Below are 18,353 nucleotides of genomic sequence, written 5' to 3'. Positions count from 1 at the left end.
ATGCAGTCTCACAAATGATCTCTGGCGCCTGATAGACTCGACGCACTTCACTCACCGCGAGCCGCCCTCATGCTCCACGTGTTATTCAGCGTCTACCTGAAAATGCTGGTGCTCTACAGCCCGTTCTTCGTGTTGTCCTGCTTTATCAGCCTCACCCGTGGCTACTCCAGCAAAGAGCGGCGGCGTCTGGCGTGGAAGGTGGCGTTGGCGACCCTGGTATCGAGCGTGTTGCTCTACCTGTTTGGCCGGGTGATTTTCAGTGTGTTCGGCATTACCGTCGATGCCTTCCGCATTGGTGCCGGCAGCGTGCTGTTTATTTCTGCACTGGGCATGGCCCAGGGCAAGTCGGCAGTGCAGACCGACAATGTGCAGCAAGACGTCACCATCGTACCGCTGACCATCCCTCTCACCGTCGGCCCCGGCACCATCGGTGCGTTGCTGGTGATGGGCGTGAGCCAGCCACACTGGGATGACAAGATCACCGCCATCCTCAGCATCGCCCTGGCCAGCCTCACGGTGGGCGTGGTGCTGTACCTGTCCAACCGGATCGAACGTATTCTCGGTGACCAGGGCTTGCAGATTGTCAGTCGGTTGATGGGGTTGTTCGTGTGCGCACTTGCCGCGCAAATCATCTTTACCGGCGTGCGCGGCTACCTAGTACCCTAGATTCGGTACTTTGCGATTGCCAGTTGCACCTTGTCACCCGCGCTTTCGCGCATCAGTTGGATGGTTTTCTCGTTGACTACCGAGGTGTTCAGCACCAGGCACGTCTGCCCGCTGAAGGCCTCGAATGAAGAACTGTCCCACTCCAGGAAGGGCAGCCCTACCTGTTTGCTCACGCCGTGGGTGCTGTAGGTCACCAGCACCATCATCAATTCGCCGTCTGTTTCAGCACAGGAAGCCAGCCCAAAGTCACCTCCCTGGTGCACCGTGCTGTTGCGTTTGAACAACTCAAACGTCGCAGGCGTCTGCTTCAACGACGCCAATGCATCCGCCGCCAATTTCGGCAGTGCGGCGAGCAACGGCCCGGACAATGAGGTAGAGGCCAACATCGCGGCGATCATATTCAACGCCGCCAATTGCACCGTCAGGCCCTTGCCCGAACGTGAGACCCGCTCAAAGCGGCTGCGCACCGGCAGCCAACCCAGGCTGATCATCACCTGAATAAATTCGTCGTACCAACTCTCGGTACCGCGCTGGAGTTTCAACACATCGCTCACGTAGCTGCTGGCCAGCAGATAGCTCTTGCGGATGTATTCCCTGTTCAGCCCGGACAGACCGTCGGCAAACGAAATCACGCTGTTGTTGACCACGGCTGCATTGAAGTCGTCCTCGGTGTCCAGCGGCACAGACGTGTGCGCTCCTGGTGCACCCGGCAACTTGTAGGCGGCAATCAGCTTGCGCCGTTTTTTACTGTTGATCCTTCTGTGATGTCGCTCCATTTTTGGTTCTCCACAAGCACCCCAACTCGGGGCTTATGTCCACCCTAGTCCACAGGTTGTAGGGTTTTCCAGACGACAAACATCCCTTGGCGCTACGGGTCAAACCGCAGCACCCAGCAATCGCGTGGCGTGCCTGGCAAGCTTCCACATTTCGTCGTAAAAAAAAGAAAAAGCCCCGAATGACGCCAGGAGATTCCCTGGATCATTCGGAGCTTTCCGCTAACCTACGGGCCGTTTTCAGCTGGCCGGTTTCTCGCCGTACCAACGCGGCGTGTACACCCACTCACCGCCACCGGCACGCGGAAAAGTGCAGGTCGTGGACGAGCCGATCAGCACCATGGTACGCATGTCCACCTGCCCAGGCGTCAGTTGCCCAAGCGTGGTAACCCGCAGGGTCTGGCCCGGGCGACCGATATCGCGGCCCAGCACCACCGGCGTATCAGGCGTGCGGTGCAGCGCGACGATTTCCAGGGCACGCCCCAGTTGCCACGGCCGCGAGCGCGAAATCGGATTGTAGAACGCCAGGGCCAGGTCAGCCTGGGACGCGAGGTCCAAGCGCTTTTCAATGATCGACCAGGGCTTGAGGTTGTCCGACAGCGACATCACGCAGAAGTCATGGCCCAGCGGAGCACCCGCCTGAGCGGCAGTGGCAAGTGACGCAGAGACGCCCGGCAGGATTTCCAGATCTACCTGATGCCACGCCGGGTCGCTGGACTCGTGCAAGGCCTCGATCACGGCGGCCGCCATGGCGAACACGCCAGGATCGCCGGACGACACCACGACGACCGAACGCCCTTGGGCGGCCAACTCGAAGGCGTGCCGCGCACGCTGCATTTCTTCGCGGTTGTCGGTGCAGTGTTGCACCTGGTCGTCGCGGAACGGCCCGGCCATGCGCACGTAGGTTTCGTAGCCAAGCACGTCGGTGCAATGTGCCAGTTCGGCTTTCACGGCGGGCACCATCAACTCGGCGGCGCCGGGGCCCAGGCCGATCACGGCCAGGCGACCACGCGGGCGGCCGACTTGCGATAAGTCCAGGGGGTGCTCGGCAACATTGATGACGATATCCGCGTCCTGGGTGACGCTGGCAAAACGCAGCGGCACACCCAGTTCCAACGCTGCTTCACGCAACGATGCTGCGGCCATCTGCGTATCGCTGGCCAGCAGGCAGGCCAGGGATTGCACGGCGATACCGGCCTCATGCAATGCCGTGCGCACACGCTCGGCCAATTGCGCGCCAGGCTTGCAGGTTACGCTCACGTTCTTCGGATAAATCAGCAATTCATGGGGTGCTGGTATGCGCTCGGCACTGCCCACGTGAATCGCCAGGCGCGCCAATTGATCCTGGGGCAGATTGGCCTGGTCCAGCCACGGGGCAGCACCTTCGATGCGTACGCTTTCGCCGGCCAGCAGGTCGGAGACGAAACGCTTGCCCAGCTCCAGATCCGCCAGCTCATAACCCGCAGGCGGATTGAGCAGGCAAGTGCCGAAACGCAGCTCGCCACTGGTGGTGATCGCGGCAGCCACGTTCAAGGCAGAGGCGATTTCGCGCGCCATCACGTTCACACCGCCCAGGCCGCCGAGCAACGGCACCACGGCGCTGCCGTCTTCGGCCACGGCCAGCACAGCGGGCTCCTCGCCCTTTTCCAGCAGCAGCGGCGCCAAGGTACGAATGACGATGCCGGCCGCGCACAGCGCAATCAGCGGCGAGCCTTGCTGATACAGCAGACGCAAGGTCGCGCCGAATTCACTGTAGGTCTGGTCCGCGCCTTCAACCCGTCCGGCCAGGCCGTGGATCAGCGCGTCGGGGTACACCTGCTGGATCTTGCGCGCAGTCGCCAGGCTGCCCTGGCCGAGGATGACAATCGCCGGGGTCATCAACCTTGCCACCGTTCACCGGGCACGATGATCAGCGAGAAGTAAGGCGACGAGGCCGGATCCACCTGATCCAGCGGCACGATCTTCTGGTTAGCCATGGTGGCGCGCTCCACGTACAGCGCGCGCCCGGCCAGGCCGAGTTCTTCCAGCACCTGGCGCACTTTCGGGAAGTTGCGACCCAGCTTCATGATCACTGCCGCGTCGGCATCCGCCAGGCGGCGCCTGAGGTCGTCGTGGGGCAACACGCCCGAGAGCACCGACAGGCTCTGATTGCGATACACCAACGGCGCGCCCAGCACCGAGGCGCCGCCGAGCATCGAACACACGCCAGGAATCACTTGCGCTTCATAGCGCTCGGCGAGGCGGTCGTGCAGGTACATGTAAGAGCCGTAGAAGAACGGGTCACCTTCGCAGATCACCGCCACATCACGGCCGGCGTCCAGATGCGCCGCGACGTCGACACTGGCGGCGTCATAGAAATCGCTGATCACCTGCTCGTAGGACATCGGCGCCGGCAACACTTCGGTGGTCACCGGGTACACCAGCGGCATCAAAGTCTGTTGCGGCACCAGATGGTCCTCGATGATGCCAAAGGCGTTGCCCTTCTTGCCCTTGGCCACGAAATACGCCACCACCGGCGATTCGCGCAGCAGGCGCAAGGCCTTGAGGGTGATCAGTTCCGGATCACCGGGGCCTACGCCCAGGCCGATCAAACGTCCACCTGCCGGCATTACTCGACCTCCGTGGCCAGGGCATTCACCGCAGCGGCGGCCATGGCGCTACCGCCCAGGCGACCCTGCATGATCACGAACGGCACGCCACGGCTGTCGGCGGCCAGCATGGCCTTGGACTCGGCGGCGCCGACAAAACCGACCGGGAATCCTAGGATCAACGCCGGTTTCGGTGCGCCAGCGTCGAGCATTTCCAGCAGGTAGAACAAGGCCGTCGGCGCGTTGCCGATCACGACCACGCTGCCCTCCAGGTGCGGGCGCCACAGTTCAAGGGCTGCAGCGGAACGGGTATTGCCCAGTTCGCGCGCCAGCTCCGGCACGCTATCGTCGCGCAGGGTACAGATCACTTCGTTATTGGCCGGCAGGCGCGCACGGGTTACGCCTTCGGAGACCATCCGCGCATCGCACAAAATCGGCGCGCCCGCGGCCAGCGCATCGCGCCCTGCCTTGCCTGCGCCTTCCGAGAACTGCAGGCCGTCAATGGCGTCGACCATGCCGCAGGCATGAATCACCCGCACCGCGAGTTTTTCCAAATCAGCCGGGATGCGGTCCAATTTGGCTTCCGCGCGAATAATGGCGAAGGAGTTGCGATAGATCTCCTGACCGTCGCGGATGTAATCAATCATCGGTGTTGCTCCGTGGGCGAGCGCGCAGCAGGGCGCCCGTCGCTTCAATAGAAAGATTGCGCGCGTGCAGCCGGCCAAAGCCGGGCCAGGCTGCATCGCGAAAATAGAGGTCGTAGTGGCCGGGGCTCACCGCCAGCAAAGTGACCGGCGCGGTGTGCGCGGCGGCGCAGGAGCGGGGACAGCCGGACAGATGCACATCGTGGCTGGTGTCCAGGGCCGCGAGTTGCACGGCGTCGGCCTTGGTGTCGGCCAAGGCCTTGCCGCAGCCGCTGGAGCCGGTGCAGGCGGTCATGCGCGCCAGCGGTTGGTCGATTGAACAAAGAAAGCCAAGCTGCGCCAGGCGTTCGGTGACGGCGCAAGGGTTTACGACGCTGGGCACCAGCACGCCCTGCCAGGGGGTGAAACGCAGCGTGCCGTCGCCGTATTCGCTCGCGAGTTGCGCGACGCCCTTGAGCATCGTCGAATCGAGGCGCCCCAGGGGTGCGATGGCGGCCACGTAGAGCTTGTTATTTTGATGCTGTGGATAAGTGCCGAGGTGCAGCAACGCGCCGCTGGGCGGGCGTTTGAAGCCATCGGCTGGCAGCAGCGCTAGCTTGAGATGACTCAGCAAGTGATCCACAGACAAATGCCGCATGCGGGTCTGCTCGGGAGTGGCGATGTCCAGAAACGCTTCCAGCACGGCCACCACCAGTGCATGGCCCTGCTCCAATGATACGGCGGCGAGCGGCGCATCCAGCCCCGGACAACCCGCCAGGCCGAAGGCGAGAAGCGTCTCGCCATCGCGCACGAACGCCGACAGCCACAGGTCATGGTGATGTTCGAGCATCGCCAACGCCTCGCCGCCATCCAACTGCACAGCGAACTTGGCCGACAGCTCATGGAAACGCGGGTGGTTTTGCAGGGTATTCAGGATCTGTTCGGCCAGCGGGCGCGTATCGAAGAGCATCTGCGGGTCGATACCGGCGCTCGGGCTGAGCATCAGGTTGCGCACGTCGTCGCCGGCGGCATTGCTGGGCCCGAGGTCGGCTGCCAGCAGCATCGCAATCAGCGCGCGTTCTTCAGTGCCGATCCCGCGAATCTGCAGATTGGCGCGGTTGGTCGCCTCGATCACCCCGTGCGCATAAGCCTGGGCTGCATCCGCTACCACGTGGGCTTGGGCGGCGGTGATCGAACCACCGGCCAGTTTGATCCGGCAAATCCCGCCATCCAACGCCTGGACAATACGCAGCAACCCCGGACAAGCCGAGGGGCGCAAGGTATTTACAGCGGGCGTCTGGTTCACGGGGCTACCGGTTGATGGGTAAAGGCGCGGTATTATGCCTGCTTTGTCCGGCGGCATGAAAAGCCTGCCCGTCGGATGTCGTTCAAGGAATTGTTATGTCGCCCTGGCTGACGGTTGTAGGCATCGGTGAAGACGGCTTCAAGGGCCTGGGCAGGAATGCCCGGCATGCCCTGTTGCGCGCCACGCGAATTATAGGTGCTCAGCGCCAGTTGGACCTGTTGCCGGTGTGTATTCGCGGCGAGCGTGAGCTGTGGCCTAGCCCGTTTTCCCTGGAGCCGGTGCTGGCGCGGCGTGGCGAGCCGGTGTGTGTGTTGGCCAGTGGAGATCCGATGTTCTATGGCGTGGGCGCGAGTCTGGCACGACAGGTGGCGGCTGAAGAGTTGTTGATCTTGCCCGCACCGTCGTCGGTGTCGTTGGCGGCAGCGCGGTTGGGCTGGCCGTTGCAAGAGGTGGTGACGTTGTCCGTTGTGGCTCGGCCGTTGGCGGCACTGAATGCGCATTTGGCCAGTGGCGTGCGCTTGTTGGTGTTGAGTAATGACGGTCGCAGTCCGGCGCTGATTGCCTCTTTGCTGGCTGAATCCGGTTTTGGGTCGAGCCGCGTTTCTGTGTTTGAACACCTGGGCGGCGTAGACGAGCGGCGCATTGATGGGCTGGCGGCGGATTGGCTACACGCTTCAGTCGCCGTTTTGAATCTGGTCGCCATCGACTGCGTGGCCTCAAGCAAAACACCTCGCCTGTCGAGCCTGGCGGGCTTGCCGGATTCCGCGTTCAAAAACGACGGCCAACTGACCAAACGCGATGTACGCGCGATGACCCTCGCCCGCCTCGCGCCGATGCCCGGCGAACTGTTGTGGGACGTCGGCGCGGGCAGCGGCTCCATTGGCATTGAATGGATGCGCACTCATCAGAGCTGCCGGGCAGTAGCGATTGAAGCGGATGAAGGTCGCCAGGGCCTGATCGAACACAACCGCGACGCCCTGGGCGTGCCGGGCCTGCAACTGGTTCGCGGCAAAGCGCCGGATGCATTGAACGGCCTGGAAGCCCCGGACGCCATCTTCATCGGCGGCGGCGTCACCCGCGACGGCGTGCTCGACACCTGCTGGCAACAGCTGCGGCCGGGCGGGCGACTGGTCGCCAATGCTGTGACCCTGCAAAGCGAAATAACCTTGATGGACTGGCGTGCGCGTCATGGCGGCGAACTGACGCGTATCCATGTCGCCCAGGCCCAGCCGCTGGGCGAATTCGATACGTGGCGACAGGCGCTGCCGATCATGTTGCTGGAAGTGGTCAAGCCGCTATGAAACGCATCCTGCTGTTGGGCGGCGTGACTGAAGCGCTAGCCATTGCCCGTACATTGGGCCCGGAACATATCTACAGTTTGGCCGGTGTGGGCCGAGTGCCGACTGACCTGATATGCCAAGTACGGGTGGGCGGTTACGGCGGACCCGAGGGCTTGGCGCGGTTTGTTCAGGATGAGGGGATTAGCCTGATTCTCGACGCGACCCATCCGTATGCAGCGCAGATCAGCCGCAATGCGGCCGAGGCTGCGCGGTTGAGCGGCGTGCCTTGTTGGGCCTTGCGCCGCCCGGCGTGGCAGCCGCACGCGGGGGATGACTGGCGCGAGGTCAGTGATTGGGCCGCGTTGATTGAAGCACTCAAACCCTTCAAGCGTCCGCTGTTCACGTTGGGGCGTGAGCCGTTGCAGCACCTTGATGAGATCCCAGCGGAGCAATTCTGGACGCTGCGTGCACTGGATGTTTATCCGGGGAATGAGCGGTGTGAAGTGATTGGAGAGCGGGGACCGTTTTTGATCGAGGACGAGCGTGCACTGTTCGAGCGACGCGGGATTGATGTGTTGATCAGCAAGAACAGCGGCAGTACGGCGACGGAGCCGAAGCTGGAAGTGGCAAGGGAGCTTGGGGTGCCGGTGTTGGTGTTGAAGCGGCCCGTTCTGGCTCAGGTAGATCGAGAGTTCACCACCGTGCCTGCGCTACTACAGGCAATCACCACGCTCTAAGACACCACAAAATCCCCTGTGGGAGCGGACTTGCCCGCGATGGCGTCCTGTCAGCCGACTCATGAGTAACTGAGTACCGCAATCGCGGGCAAGCCCGCTCCCACACTTGAATGGCGTTATCAGGCCGTAGTTGTCATCGGGCTAAAACCCATGTTCACACGATCAGTCAGCAACCGTGCCAGATCAATCAACTGCGCAATGCCGAGCAATTTCTCTCGTTTCAAATAACTCGCTAAATGGCCAACCATTTGGCCTTCTCATAAAAGCCGAATCCCCCTACAAACACCTCCGAACCAGCTGGCTGGTTCAGCCAAAAGCCCCCGCCCTAACCTCTCTCCTCGCGAATTCGCACCAGCATCCGCGATGGAGATGCACTGCTTTTGCAGCGCATCGCAACTTGCCATTCTGTATCCCAAGGAATACGATCAAACATGATTCGATTCAAGAGATCCGACGAGTTTCAAGAGTGGCTTGATTCGTCACGCAGCAGGCCAGCCCGTGGTCGTGTGTTGACAAGATTGGATAACGCAACGAGGGGTAACTTCGGAGACTGCGCACCCGTAGGAAATGGCGTATCAGAAATGCGCATCCACTATGGCCCTGGATACCGGGTTTACTTCACACGCGTTGACGAAGTGGTTTACCTGTTGTTGATAGGTGGCGATAAATCCACGCAAAAACGCGATATCCAGCGCGCTAAAGAAATGGCTGATGAATTTGGAATAAGGAGTGACTCATGACTCAATTTAAAGACTTCGACATCGCTGAGCACCTCAAGACTCCCGAGGACATGGCCGAGTACCTTGAAGCCTCTTTCGAAGAGGACTCCGGCGACGGCTTGCTGATTCGTTCAGCCCTGAACAACATCGCCCGCGCCCAGGGCATGACCCAAATCGCCCGCGACGCCGGTCTCGGACGCGAAAGCCTGTACAAAGCCCTCTCCGCCACTGGCAATCCCGAATTCGCGACTATCATGAAAGTCATGAAAGCGTTGGGCCTCAAACTTCACGCCACCGCTATCTGATAGCACTGCGACACCAAACCACACCGCCCCTTTTTACTTATCCCTACCGATCAGGCTAAATACCTGCCTGATCGTTTAACCCTACGGATTGTCCGCCATGGCCCGTCAACGCTTCGCAATCGCCTGGATCGCCTGCCTCGCAGTGCTGTTCAACGCCTTTGCCATGCCGATGGCCAGCGCGATGCAACAGTCCCAGGACCCGGTGCAGCAGTTGCTGTGGGGCAGTTTCTGTTCCTCCAATGGCGAGAGCCTGAAGACCATCGCCCTGGGCAAGCTGGAGATTCCGGCGCCGCAGCAGGACGATCACTCCACCATGCAGCATTGCTGGTGTTGCTCGGGCTCGACGCCATTGGTGGCGTTGCCGGGGCATGTGCCGCAGTTGTTCCTCACCCAATTCAATACCTCACAGAGCTTGCCGCCGCCCCGGCTGCAAAGCCCTACTCCGCGCCAGCAATGGCCAAGCCTCAACCCACGTGCCTCTCCAACGGTCTGATGTCTTCGCAAGTGAACTGCGTTTAGAACCGTTCTGGAGAACTGCCATGCTCAAATCTTCCCTGCTTCTGGCTGCGCTGTTGCTGCCGGTGTTCAGTGCCGCCAATGCCGAGGACTACAAGACCGGTGACCTAGTGGTCAGCGAACCCTGGTCCCAAGAGTTGCCGCCGAATGCGCCGACTGTTGCGGCCTATTTTGTGATTCATAACACCGGTGAATCCCCAGACCGCCTGCTCAGCGTCGAGACGCCGGTGGCGGACAAGGCCGAGCTGCATGAGCACGTCATGCAAGGCGACCTGATGAAGATGCAGCAGGTGCCCAGCGTCGCCGTGCCGGCCAAGGGTGACCTGACCTTCGCGCCCATGGCGTACCACGTGATGCTGCTGGGCCTCAAAGACCGCAGCCTGTTGGCCGATGGCAAGCAATTCCCGCTGACCCTGACCTTTGAGAAAGCTGGCAAGGTCGAGGTGGAAGTGTCGGTGCAAAAAACGCCGCCGATGGCCACCCACGAGCATAAGCACGCCCAGTAGGCAGACTCCCGATGGGCGCCCCTCGCGCTATGCTCTCTCCACACGCTCGCGTAAGACGCGGCGGTTGGATCAGCCTGTTCGCCATGCTGATGATCTTTATCGGTCCGCTGATTTCCCAAGCGATGCCGATGGATCATCACGCCGGTATGTCAATGGACATGCCGATGGACCACGGCGAGTCCCATCATTCCAAAGCCCCTGACGAACACCACGCCCTCTGGTCCAAGTGCGGCTATTGTGACCTGCTGTACAGTTGCCCCGCCCTGCCCGGCGGCGTTTCCAGCTTCACCCTGAGCAATCCGCCACCCGCCAACACCCTCACCGCCGCCACACGCCTGGGCCATGCCCGGCAGAGCATCTTCCCCGGCGCCCGCAGTCGCGCGCCGCCCATCATCTCGTAAGCCCTTCACAGCGTTACTTCACCCCGGCCGACTTCAGACAGACAGCCGCAGGCTGCTGGCCGTGTTGTTTACGATTGATTGATGGAATTTGTCATGTCCAGGTTTTCTGCTGACACCCGTTTGGGATGTACTCCCGTGTTCGCCGTTCTGTGCGGCGCACTGCTGGCTCCGATGGCTCACGCCGACGAAAATGAATTGAGCCCCACCGTCATTACCGCGATCGGTCCCAGCTCACCGCTGACCGTGATCACCAACCCGAAAGACCCGCGCCAACCGGTGCCCGCCAGCGATGGCGGCGATTACCTCAAGACCATCCCCGGCTTCGCCCTGGTGCGCAATGGCGGCACCAATGGCGACCCGGTGCTGCGCGGCATGTTTGGCTCGCGCCTGAATATCCTCACCAACGGCAGCATGATGCTCGGCGCCTGCCCCGGCCGCATGGATGCGCCCACCTCGTACATCTCACCGGAAACCTACGACAAACTCACCGTGATCAAAGGCCCGCAGACCGTGCTATGGGGCCCCGGTGCTTCGGCCGGCACCGTCCTGTTCGAGCGTGAACCGGAGCAGTTCGGCGAACTGGGCACACGCCTCAACGCCCGTGTGCTGGCCGGTTCCAACGGGCGTTTCGACAAGGTCATCGACGCCGCCGCCGGTGGTCCGCTCGGCTATGTGCGGGTGATCGGCAACCAGGCCCACGCTGACGACTACAAGGACGGCAACAACGACACCGTCGCCTCGCGCTACGACAAATGGAACGGCGACGTGGCCGTCGGCTTTACTCCCGACGCCGACACCTTGCTGGAACTCACCGCCGGCCGTGGCGATGGCGAAGCGCGTTACGCCGGGCGCGGCATGGACGGCTCGCAGTTCCTGCGCGAAAGCCTGGGGCTGCGTTTCGAAAAATCCAACATTGGCGAAGTCCTCGACAAGGTCGAAGCCCGGGTCTACTACAACTATGCCGATCACGTGATGGACAACTACAGCCTACGCACGCCCTCGGGCACCGGCATGATGGCCGGCCCCATGGCGTCCAACGTCGACCGCCGCACCCTCGGCGCGCGCTTCAAGGCCACCTGGCGCTGGGCCGATGTGCAGTTGATCGGCGGCCTCGATGCGCAGACCAACGAACATCGCCAGCGCAGCAGCATGGGTATCGATACCTACAAGGACCTGCCACGGGTCAAGGACGCCAACTTCCACAACTACGGCGTGTTCGGCGAACTCACCTGGTACGCCGCCGACCGCGAACGCCTGATCACCGGAGCGCGGCTGGACCGCGCCTCGGCCAAGGATTTCCGGCAGAGCACCGGTTCCGGCATGATGACACGCCCCAACCCGACCGCCGACAACTCACGCGCCGATACCTTGCCATCAGGCTTCGTGCGTTATGAACACGACATGGCCGACAGCCCCACCACCCTCTATGCAGGCCTGGGCCACTCGGAACGTTTCCCCGACTACTGGGAGCTGTTTTCGCCCAACACCGGCGCGACCGGTTCGGTGAATGCCTTCGACGGCGTGAAGCCGGAGAAAACCACCCAACTCGATTTCGGCGCGCAGTACAAAGCCGAAGACCTTGAAGCCTGGGCGTCGGGTTACATCGGCCGAGTACAGGACTTCATCCTGTTCGACTACCGGCCCGGAATGATGGGCACCACCTCCCAGGCCCGCAACGTCGACGCACGCATCATGGGCGGCGAACTGGGCGCGGCGTACAAGCTGACGCGCAACTGGAAAGCCGATGCCACCCTCGCCTACGCCTGGGGCAAGAACAGCAGCGACGGCAAGGCGCTGCCGCAAATGCCACCGCTGGACGCGCGCCTGGGCCTCACCTACAGCGAGGATGACTGGAGCGCTGGCGCGCTGTGGCGTGTGGTCGCCGCACAAAACCGCATCGACCAGAACAAGGGCAACGTGGTCGGCAAGGACTTCGACAAGAGCGGCGGTTTTGGCGTGTTCTCGCTGAACGCGGCGTATCGCATCAACAAATACTTGAAGGTCAGCACCGGTGTCGACAACCTGTTCGGCAAGGCCTACGCCGAGCACCTGAACCTGGCCGGCAACGCCGGGTTCGGTTACCCGGCCAGTGACCCGCAAGCCATCAAGGAGCCAGGGCGCACGCTCTGGACCCAAGTCGATATGAGCTTCTAAAAGCTTAACTGACAAAATTTTTAAAGCCTTGCGGAGCATCCCGATGAGCACTCAAAAAATTTCCTTCTACAACCTGGCCTGGCGCTGGCACTTCTACGCCGGCCTCTTCGTCGCTCCTTTCATGGTGCTGCTGGCCCTGACCGGCATCATCTACCTGTTCAAACCCCAACTGGACCCGCTGATGTACGGCAACCTGCTCAAAGTCCAGGCCGCCGAGCACGCACTGAGTGCCGATGAGCAACTACAGCGTGCCAAGGCCGCTTACCCCACGGCCACGATCAGCAAATACCTGCCTCCTGCCGACAGCACCAGCAGCGCGCAATTCGTAATGCACAACAGAGGCCGCGAAGTGACCGTCTTCGTCGACCCGTATCACGGCACGGTCCTCGGCGAGCAGGACGCGAAGTACAACCTGCAAGCCATCGCCCGCGCCCTGCACGGCGAGCTGATGATCGGCACCGTCGGCGATCGCCTGGTGGAGCTCGCCGCCGGTTGGGGCGTGGTGCTGGTGGTGTCGGGGCTGTACCTGTGGTGGCCGCGCGGCAAGTCCTCGGCGGGTGTGCTGTGGCCGCGGTTCAACAGTCGCGGCCGGGTGCTTTGGCGCGACCTGCACGCGATCACCGGTTTCTGGGGCGCGTCACTGCTGCTGGTGATGCTGCTCAGCGGCATGACCTGGACCGGCTTCTGGGGCAAGCAATATGCCGACCTGTGGAACACCTTCCCGGCGGCGATGTGGAACAACGTGCCGCAGTCGGACCAGCAGGCCCGCGTGCTCAATACGGCCAGCCAACAGACCGTGCCCTGGGCCATGGAAAACACGCCGATGCCGATGTCCGGCGACCATGCCGAACACATGAACCACGGCGCCATGCACTCAGTCCCGGCGGCGCCCACCTTGCGCCTGCAACAAGTGGTCGACCTGGCCACTGCACGCCATGTCGAGCCCGGCTACAGCATCACCTTCCCCACCACGGCCGAAGGCGTATTCACCGTCGCAGTGTTCGCCAATGACCCACGCAATGACGCCACCCTGCACGTGGACCAGTACACCGGCAAGGTGCTGGCCGATGTGCGCTGGGAACACTACAACACCATTGCGCGCGCCACCGAAACCGGCGTGATGCTGCACGAGGGCAAAATGTTCGGTTGGGTCAATCAGCTGATCGTGCTGCTGATTTGCCTGATGATTCTGCTCAGCGCGGTCAGCGGCGTGGTGATTTGGTGGAAGCGTCGGCCAGTCGGAGTATTGGGGGTTCCACCGCTGCGGCATGACCTGCCGAAGTGGAAAACCGCGACAGTGATCATGCTCAGTCTGGCGATTTTGTTCCCGCTGGTAGGCGCCTCATTGATCCTCGTGTGGGCAGTGGATCGCCTGTTGCTGTCACGCTTTTTTACGCCACGAACGCGTATCAACCCATGATTCATTGATGACCGGTGTGCGGGCCACATCAGCAGTTCCATTGATTTTGTCGAGCTGATGGTGCCGCACATTACCCCCGAAGAATTGCAGATCAGCGTAACGATGGCAGCAATTGACGGCTTTTTTTATCGGCTTGATGCACAAGCGCTGAACCGGCGGGTATTCAGAGTTCGTCCTTGCCCGACACAGCAGGCTGTATCGTCCAAGCCGGTACTTCTTCGCCGTTTACGCTTTTCCAAGCGACGTGAACCACTCCGCGCCGCGTCCAGTATTGGTCCGGGTCCAGCACTTGCACGCGGCCATCAGACGCCAGCCGGGACAGCCATTCGCCAGGAGAAAAACTCGGCGGACCGAACACCACCCCGGAAAACAGCGACGCCTCCCGAGCGCTAAACCGGGGTGCGTACTTCAGCAAGGCGCCCTGGCGAGTCGACACATAGCACATGGCTTCTTTTACCTGGTTCACCCACAGCAGGTTGCGGTAGAACCCCAGCTCATCTCTGCCAACGAAGTGCTGACGCAGTTGTTTGTCCACATCGTTGTCATCCTTGTCGTGCCCCATGGTTTTGAAGAACAGGTGCGCAGCCAGCAGCCGAAAACCGGCGGGATAGGCAGGTTGCGGCGGTGACGGTGCAAACAAGGTGTCTTCGTACAAAAACAGACGCTGCGCGACCGCCGACTCAATGCCGTCGTCTACCAGCGGTTCGGCGGCGATAAACCCTGTGTCTGTGGTATCCCGTACGATCACGCCTATGAGTTCACGGTCTTGGAAGGCGTGAACCTGATGCCGGGCAGCATCGTCAGGATGTGAAAACAGTGGGCCAAAGCTAAGTCCGCTTTGCACAGGCACAGCATCGAGCCAGGCCCCATCATCATGCAATTGATAAACCGGCAGGTAGCCCTGCTTGCCAGGTGCCTTGAGCCTGGGCACGTGGTCCATGGCGCTACCGACAGGGCACACGTACAAGCCAAGCACCTCACACCCCGTCGGCGCCAACCCATCAAGAAGCACGTGCTCCAGGGCCAACGTCTCGTGCTGTACAACGAGCGGGTGACTGGCGATGTAGTACGCCGACTTACGGCTTTTGAGAATCACACCGAAGGTCGATTCTTTGTAGGTGGCCGCCCGGCGATGGACATAGCGCAACACATCCGGCAGTTGCACAAAGACCGGGCTGAGAGCCTTATCCATCGAGGCCACTGCTACCCCGTCGGATTTAATGTTCGCCTGCCACTGTTTGAGCCTGCCACCTGGCCCCCATAGTTCGCTGCCCTCCACCACTCGGAGGTCGCTGGCGCGGGCGACCCGGTTGACGTACTCACTGGGTGTGACTTCTCCATTGCGCATTGCGCGTTCCAGTTCGTTGTCCTTGGGGTGCACATTGGCCCTGCTTGACGGGGCTATTTTTTTCGCGAGTGACTCTTCAAGGGCGCTGCCCGTGGCGGTGAAACAGAGCAAGGCACCGTCCGAACACAGCAGGTATTCGTGACCGATGGTGTGTCGGGCGGGGAACGTGTTCTTGCTGAGCACTGCACCGAGGAAATCGCTGGAAAACATATTCTGGTACACCGCCCGCTCGGTCTCTGTGAGCGCAAACGGTGGCTCGATGGTCAACCGCGAATGGTAACGCGCCACCGCCGTGCTGCCGGCTAAAAACTGAGCCTGGCTGACCAGTGCATTGAATCGAATCCAGGCCGGTGCAAAGTCTTCCACATCCATCGGCAGCGGCTCGGTGACCGTGAACAACCCATCAATGCGCCGCAGAATCAGCCCACCATAGATCCTGTCGCGCTTGCTGCCCAGGCGCGCCAGAGCATAACGGGCCGCATCGTCTTGGGTTATGAATGCAGGCCCCAATTGGCGTCGATTGATTTGAGCGAAGGGTGTCCAGTCCTCCCCGACCGAACCTGACACGTCCCAACACTCACTGGCCGTCAACACCGTCAATTGGCCACTGAGGGCCACTTCCTGGACATAGCTGCGCTGAGTCAGGGTAAACCCCAGCTTGGCCGGCAGCACGCGTGCGTCAACGCGACCATTTTCGTCCACGAACAGCCGGTAGGGATCTTCAGACGTGCGGTACTCCAACAACGCACCGTCAAGTGGCGAGAGGTAAAGGGGCACCGTCTCAAGGCCATTGGCACGTCGCCTCCCCTGATGGTCGTACAGCGCGCAGTAGAAGTCGTCAGCCGCGATAAAATGCCGGGCTATCCAGGCCGCGTGCCCGCTCAGCCCAGCGGCCAGGCCGCGCACCGAGTAATACACCGCGTGCACCTGGAACGTCTGAGTCAACACCGTAGCGCCAAACCGACAGGCCTGCACAAGACGATCCAGCAATGCGCCCGACACCGTGTGTGATGCCACGAACTCATTGCGCGAACGATGCTTGAGCACCAGCCCCAATCCGCGAGATTCCAACCCATAGCGTCTGCGCCAGCGGGCGCACGCATCGACCACTGCCGCCTGGGCGCTGGTGTGAGTCGGGCCCAACTGAGGCAAAACGGGGTCGTTGCGCACGTCTGTGTCATAGGGCGGGGACCAATCACTCTCGATTTTTCCAGGCGGCCCCCATATCGAATTGCCTTCCACTACACGCAACTCACCCGACAGGACGAGCTCGGTGACCACATCACTGGGCATCATGGTGCCGTCTCGTAACTCCTGCTGGATCCGGCTGCCGTCCGACGCAGGCTGGGTCCGCTCGAACAGTTGGCTCCCTTGCCCCTCCAGATGAGTCTGGTAGCTGAGCAGGCAGTCCGCCGCGCCGGACAAGTAAGCCAGGCCCCTTCCAGGCCCAAGCAACAGGATCTTATGGATGTCGACGTCCATGAACATCTGCGTCACCACGCGCGCCTCGTAACCGGTCCAGACGTTCGAAACCTCATCCCCTCTCCACCGCGAACAGTAAACGCCATGAAGTACATGGCCTGGGTACAAGACAGCGGGTAGCCCCGAACGCTCAACGATGAAGACCTGGCTGAAGTCAAAGCGATCGGTCAGATTGACCATCGGTTCGGTCGCGACAAACCGTTGATCGTCACGCTGCAGGATCAACCCGATGTACTCCCGTTCGCGGCGGCTGCCGATGCGTTCGTGGGCATAACGTGCTGCATCGTCAGCCAGTACAAAGGCCGGGCTCAGAGGCGGTTTTTGATAGTGGGTATAGGGTTGCCAATCCTGACCGATTTGGGCGGCGACATCCCACAACGTACTGGTTTTAAGTACCGATAATTCACCGGCGGCGGCGAGTCTCGTAATAAACGTGCGGGGTCGCAGAGAACCCGCCTCCATAGCGGCCTGAAGCCCTCTGTCGATGGGATGAGCCGAGTCGGATCCAGGATAGAAGAACGCCTCCTCAGCTTCGGAATGGGAAAACACGTAGCACAACTGCGCACCGTCGAAAACACTCAGGTACAACGCAAATCCTGGGTTTCCGATACCTCTCGACAAAACCAGCGCGTGGGCCATCGCCCCTGGCGATATAAAGCGTTCGTATAGCCAAGGTTCCTTGACTGTAGCCGGAGCCGGCTGATCATTGACCAAGCAATAAAGTCCCATAAGGATGTAGTCCCTCGGCACATCAAAACCACCCTCCTCGTCCGACGAAAATACCTGCCTCGGATCGAACGCGTCGCCTTTCGTGGGTATTGGCTCGGTCACAATAAACGCCGTACGGTCACGGTGTTTGAGCAAAAAACCAGTCTGCCATTCAGTGGGTTTGAGCAGCATCAAGCGATGCGCAAACGTCATGGCCGCAGACACATTGGCAAAAATCGGGCTCATTCGAGGTTCGGGCACGCCTTGGGCGGGATCGGGTGCATAAGCCCTCCACCTGGCATTCAGGGGGCCCATCCATCCAGCCCAGATGGCGCTGGTTTTAACCACGGACAATTGGCCAGCCGCCATCAAGCTATGAACATAACTTTCCACCGGATCACTCTCGACAGGAAGCGCCGGCTCGGCGTCCTCGCGGAACCGTTCGCGCAACTGCGTGTATAAACCCGGTGCCTTTTCATTAGGTACGAAACGCACCAGGCTGCCCTGGGGCCCTACGGTGTAGAACGCCTGGAATAAGGTGTGGGTTGCCAGTACCGCACGCAGGGGCGGCAGGCTCATGGTCAGGGTAATACGTTGCCGGGTCCAACTCGGCCGTCGGCGCTGAGTATCAGACTCACGGTCCGCGTCACAGAAGTAGTACGCCGCGTACCGGTACCCTGCGGGCAGTAGCCTATTGCCCGCAGTTTCCATGCTAATCACATCGCCTAACAATAGGTCGCTCAATAGCCCTTCGAAAGCCTGTGTTGCACGACAGTAACCGTTGCGATCAGTGATCAGGTAGCCACCCTGGGGCTGAGATT

General features: G+C 61.3%; 16 protein-coding genes. 10 read left to right on the top strand and 6 right to left on the bottom strand.

What is annotated here, in order from left to right:
• Positions 1-69: 69 nt before the first annotated feature.
• A complete protein-coding gene (locus LVW35_RS02955) occupies positions 70-666 on the top strand; it encodes a MarC family protein (protein ID WP_003217330.1) in 597 nt (198 codons plus the stop codon).
• On the opposite strand, the gene LVW35_RS02950 is transcribed toward LVW35_RS02955, so the two are convergent.
• From LVW35_RS02950 to cobG, 5 genes are all read right to left on the bottom strand, one after another.
• Positions 663-1,442, bottom strand: coding sequence for a hypothetical protein (locus LVW35_RS02950; RefSeq protein WP_233893644.1), 780 nt, complete (start codon positions 1,440-1,442; stop codon positions 663-665). The two genes, LVW35_RS02955 and LVW35_RS02950, sit on opposite strands and share 4 nt — an antisense overlap.
• A 237-nt stretch (positions 1,443-1,679) precedes the next feature.
• Positions 1,680-3,317 (bottom strand): precorrin-3B C(17)-methyltransferase, encoded by a 1,638-nt coding sequence (gene cobJ, locus LVW35_RS02945; RefSeq protein ID WP_233893643.1) that lies wholly within the window; start codon positions 3,315-3,317, stop codon positions 1,680-1,682.
• Positions 3,317-4,048: a precorrin-2 C(20)-methyltransferase gene (locus LVW35_RS02940; RefSeq protein ID WP_233893642.1), complete on the bottom strand. Its 732-nt coding sequence runs from the start codon at positions 4,046-4,048 to the stop codon at positions 3,317-3,319. Before LVW35_RS02940 ends, cobJ begins: the two co-directional genes overlap by 1 nt.
• On the bottom strand, positions 4,048-4,674 hold the full coding sequence (locus tag LVW35_RS02935; RefSeq protein ID WP_233893640.1) for a precorrin-8X methylmutase: 627 nt from the start codon (positions 4,672-4,674) through the stop codon (positions 4,048-4,050). The genes LVW35_RS02940 and LVW35_RS02935 overlap by 1 nt, the downstream gene beginning before the upstream one ends.
• Positions 4,667-6,013 carry a precorrin-3B synthase gene (gene cobG / locus LVW35_RS02930; protein WP_233893638.1) on the bottom strand — a complete coding sequence of 449 codons (1,347 nt, stop codon included), beginning with the start codon at positions 6,011-6,013 and terminating at the stop codon, positions 4,667-4,669. Before cobG ends, LVW35_RS02935 begins: the two co-directional genes overlap by 8 nt.
• 38 nt (positions 6,014-6,051) lie before the next feature.
• Between cobG and cbiE the strand changes: the two genes are divergently transcribed.
• The 9 genes from cbiE to LVW35_RS02885 all read left to right on the top strand — a co-directional run bounded on the left by cbiE (position 6,052) and on the right by LVW35_RS02885 (position 13,994).
• A complete protein-coding gene (cbiE, locus tag LVW35_RS02925) occupies positions 6,052-7,257 on the top strand; it encodes a precorrin-6y C5,15-methyltransferase (decarboxylating) subunit CbiE (protein WP_233893636.1) in 1,206 nt (401 codons plus the stop codon).
• Entirely contained in the window at positions 7,254-7,973 is a 720-nt protein-coding gene (locus LVW35_RS02920) for a cobalt-precorrin-6A reductase (RefSeq protein WP_233893635.1), read from the top strand. Before cbiE ends, LVW35_RS02920 begins: the two co-directional genes overlap by 4 nt.
• A gap of 431 nt (positions 7,974-8,404) precedes the next feature.
• On the top strand, positions 8,405-8,713 hold the full coding sequence (locus LVW35_RS02915) for a type II toxin-antitoxin system RelE/ParE family toxin (protein WP_233893634.1): 309 nt from the start codon (positions 8,405-8,407) through the stop codon (positions 8,711-8,713).
• Positions 8,710-8,997, top strand: a complete 288-nt coding sequence (locus tag LVW35_RS02910) for an addiction module antidote protein (RefSeq protein ID WP_233893633.1) — start codon at positions 8,710-8,712, stop codon at positions 8,995-8,997. Before LVW35_RS02915 ends, LVW35_RS02910 begins: the two co-directional genes overlap by 4 nt.
• A gap of 97 nt (positions 8,998-9,094) precedes the next feature.
• Positions 9,095-9,490, top strand: coding sequence for a DUF2946 domain-containing protein (locus LVW35_RS02905; RefSeq protein ID WP_233893632.1), 396 nt, complete (start codon positions 9,095-9,097; stop codon positions 9,488-9,490).
• Between the two features lie 46 nt (positions 9,491-9,536).
• Positions 9,537-10,019, top strand: coding sequence for a copper chaperone PCu(A)C (locus tag LVW35_RS02900; protein ID WP_233893631.1), 483 nt, complete (start codon positions 9,537-9,539; stop codon positions 10,017-10,019).
• 11 nt (positions 10,020-10,030) lie between these two features.
• Positions 10,031-10,420: a DUF2946 domain-containing protein gene (locus LVW35_RS02895; RefSeq protein WP_233893630.1), complete on the top strand. Its 390-nt coding sequence runs from the start codon at positions 10,031-10,033 to the stop codon at positions 10,418-10,420.
• Between the two features lie 93 nt (positions 10,421-10,513).
• A complete protein-coding gene (locus LVW35_RS02890; RefSeq protein WP_233893629.1) occupies positions 10,514-12,574 on the top strand; it encodes a TonB-dependent copper receptor in 2,061 nt (686 codons plus the stop codon).
• Between the two features lie 43 nt (positions 12,575-12,617).
• Positions 12,618-13,994: a PepSY-associated TM helix domain-containing protein gene (locus tag LVW35_RS02885; RefSeq protein WP_233893628.1), complete on the top strand. Its 1,377-nt coding sequence runs from the start codon at positions 12,618-12,620 to the stop codon at positions 13,992-13,994.
• A gap of 163 nt (positions 13,995-14,157) precedes the next feature.
• On the opposite strand, the gene LVW35_RS02880 is transcribed toward LVW35_RS02885, so the two are convergent.
• Positions 14,158-18,111, bottom strand: coding sequence for a DUF4329 domain-containing protein (locus LVW35_RS02880; RefSeq protein WP_233893627.1), 3,954 nt, complete (start codon positions 18,109-18,111; stop codon positions 14,158-14,160).
• Positions 18,112-18,353 lie beyond the last annotated feature (242 nt).

The sequence above is a fragment of the Pseudomonas sp. HN11 genome, from assembly GCF_021390155.1.
Lineage (GTDB): Bacteria > Pseudomonadota > Gammaproteobacteria > Pseudomonadales > Pseudomonadaceae > Aquipseudomonas.
The sequence above is the reverse complement of the archived record's forward strand: the minus strand, read 5'-3'. Positions and strand labels throughout refer to the sequence as shown.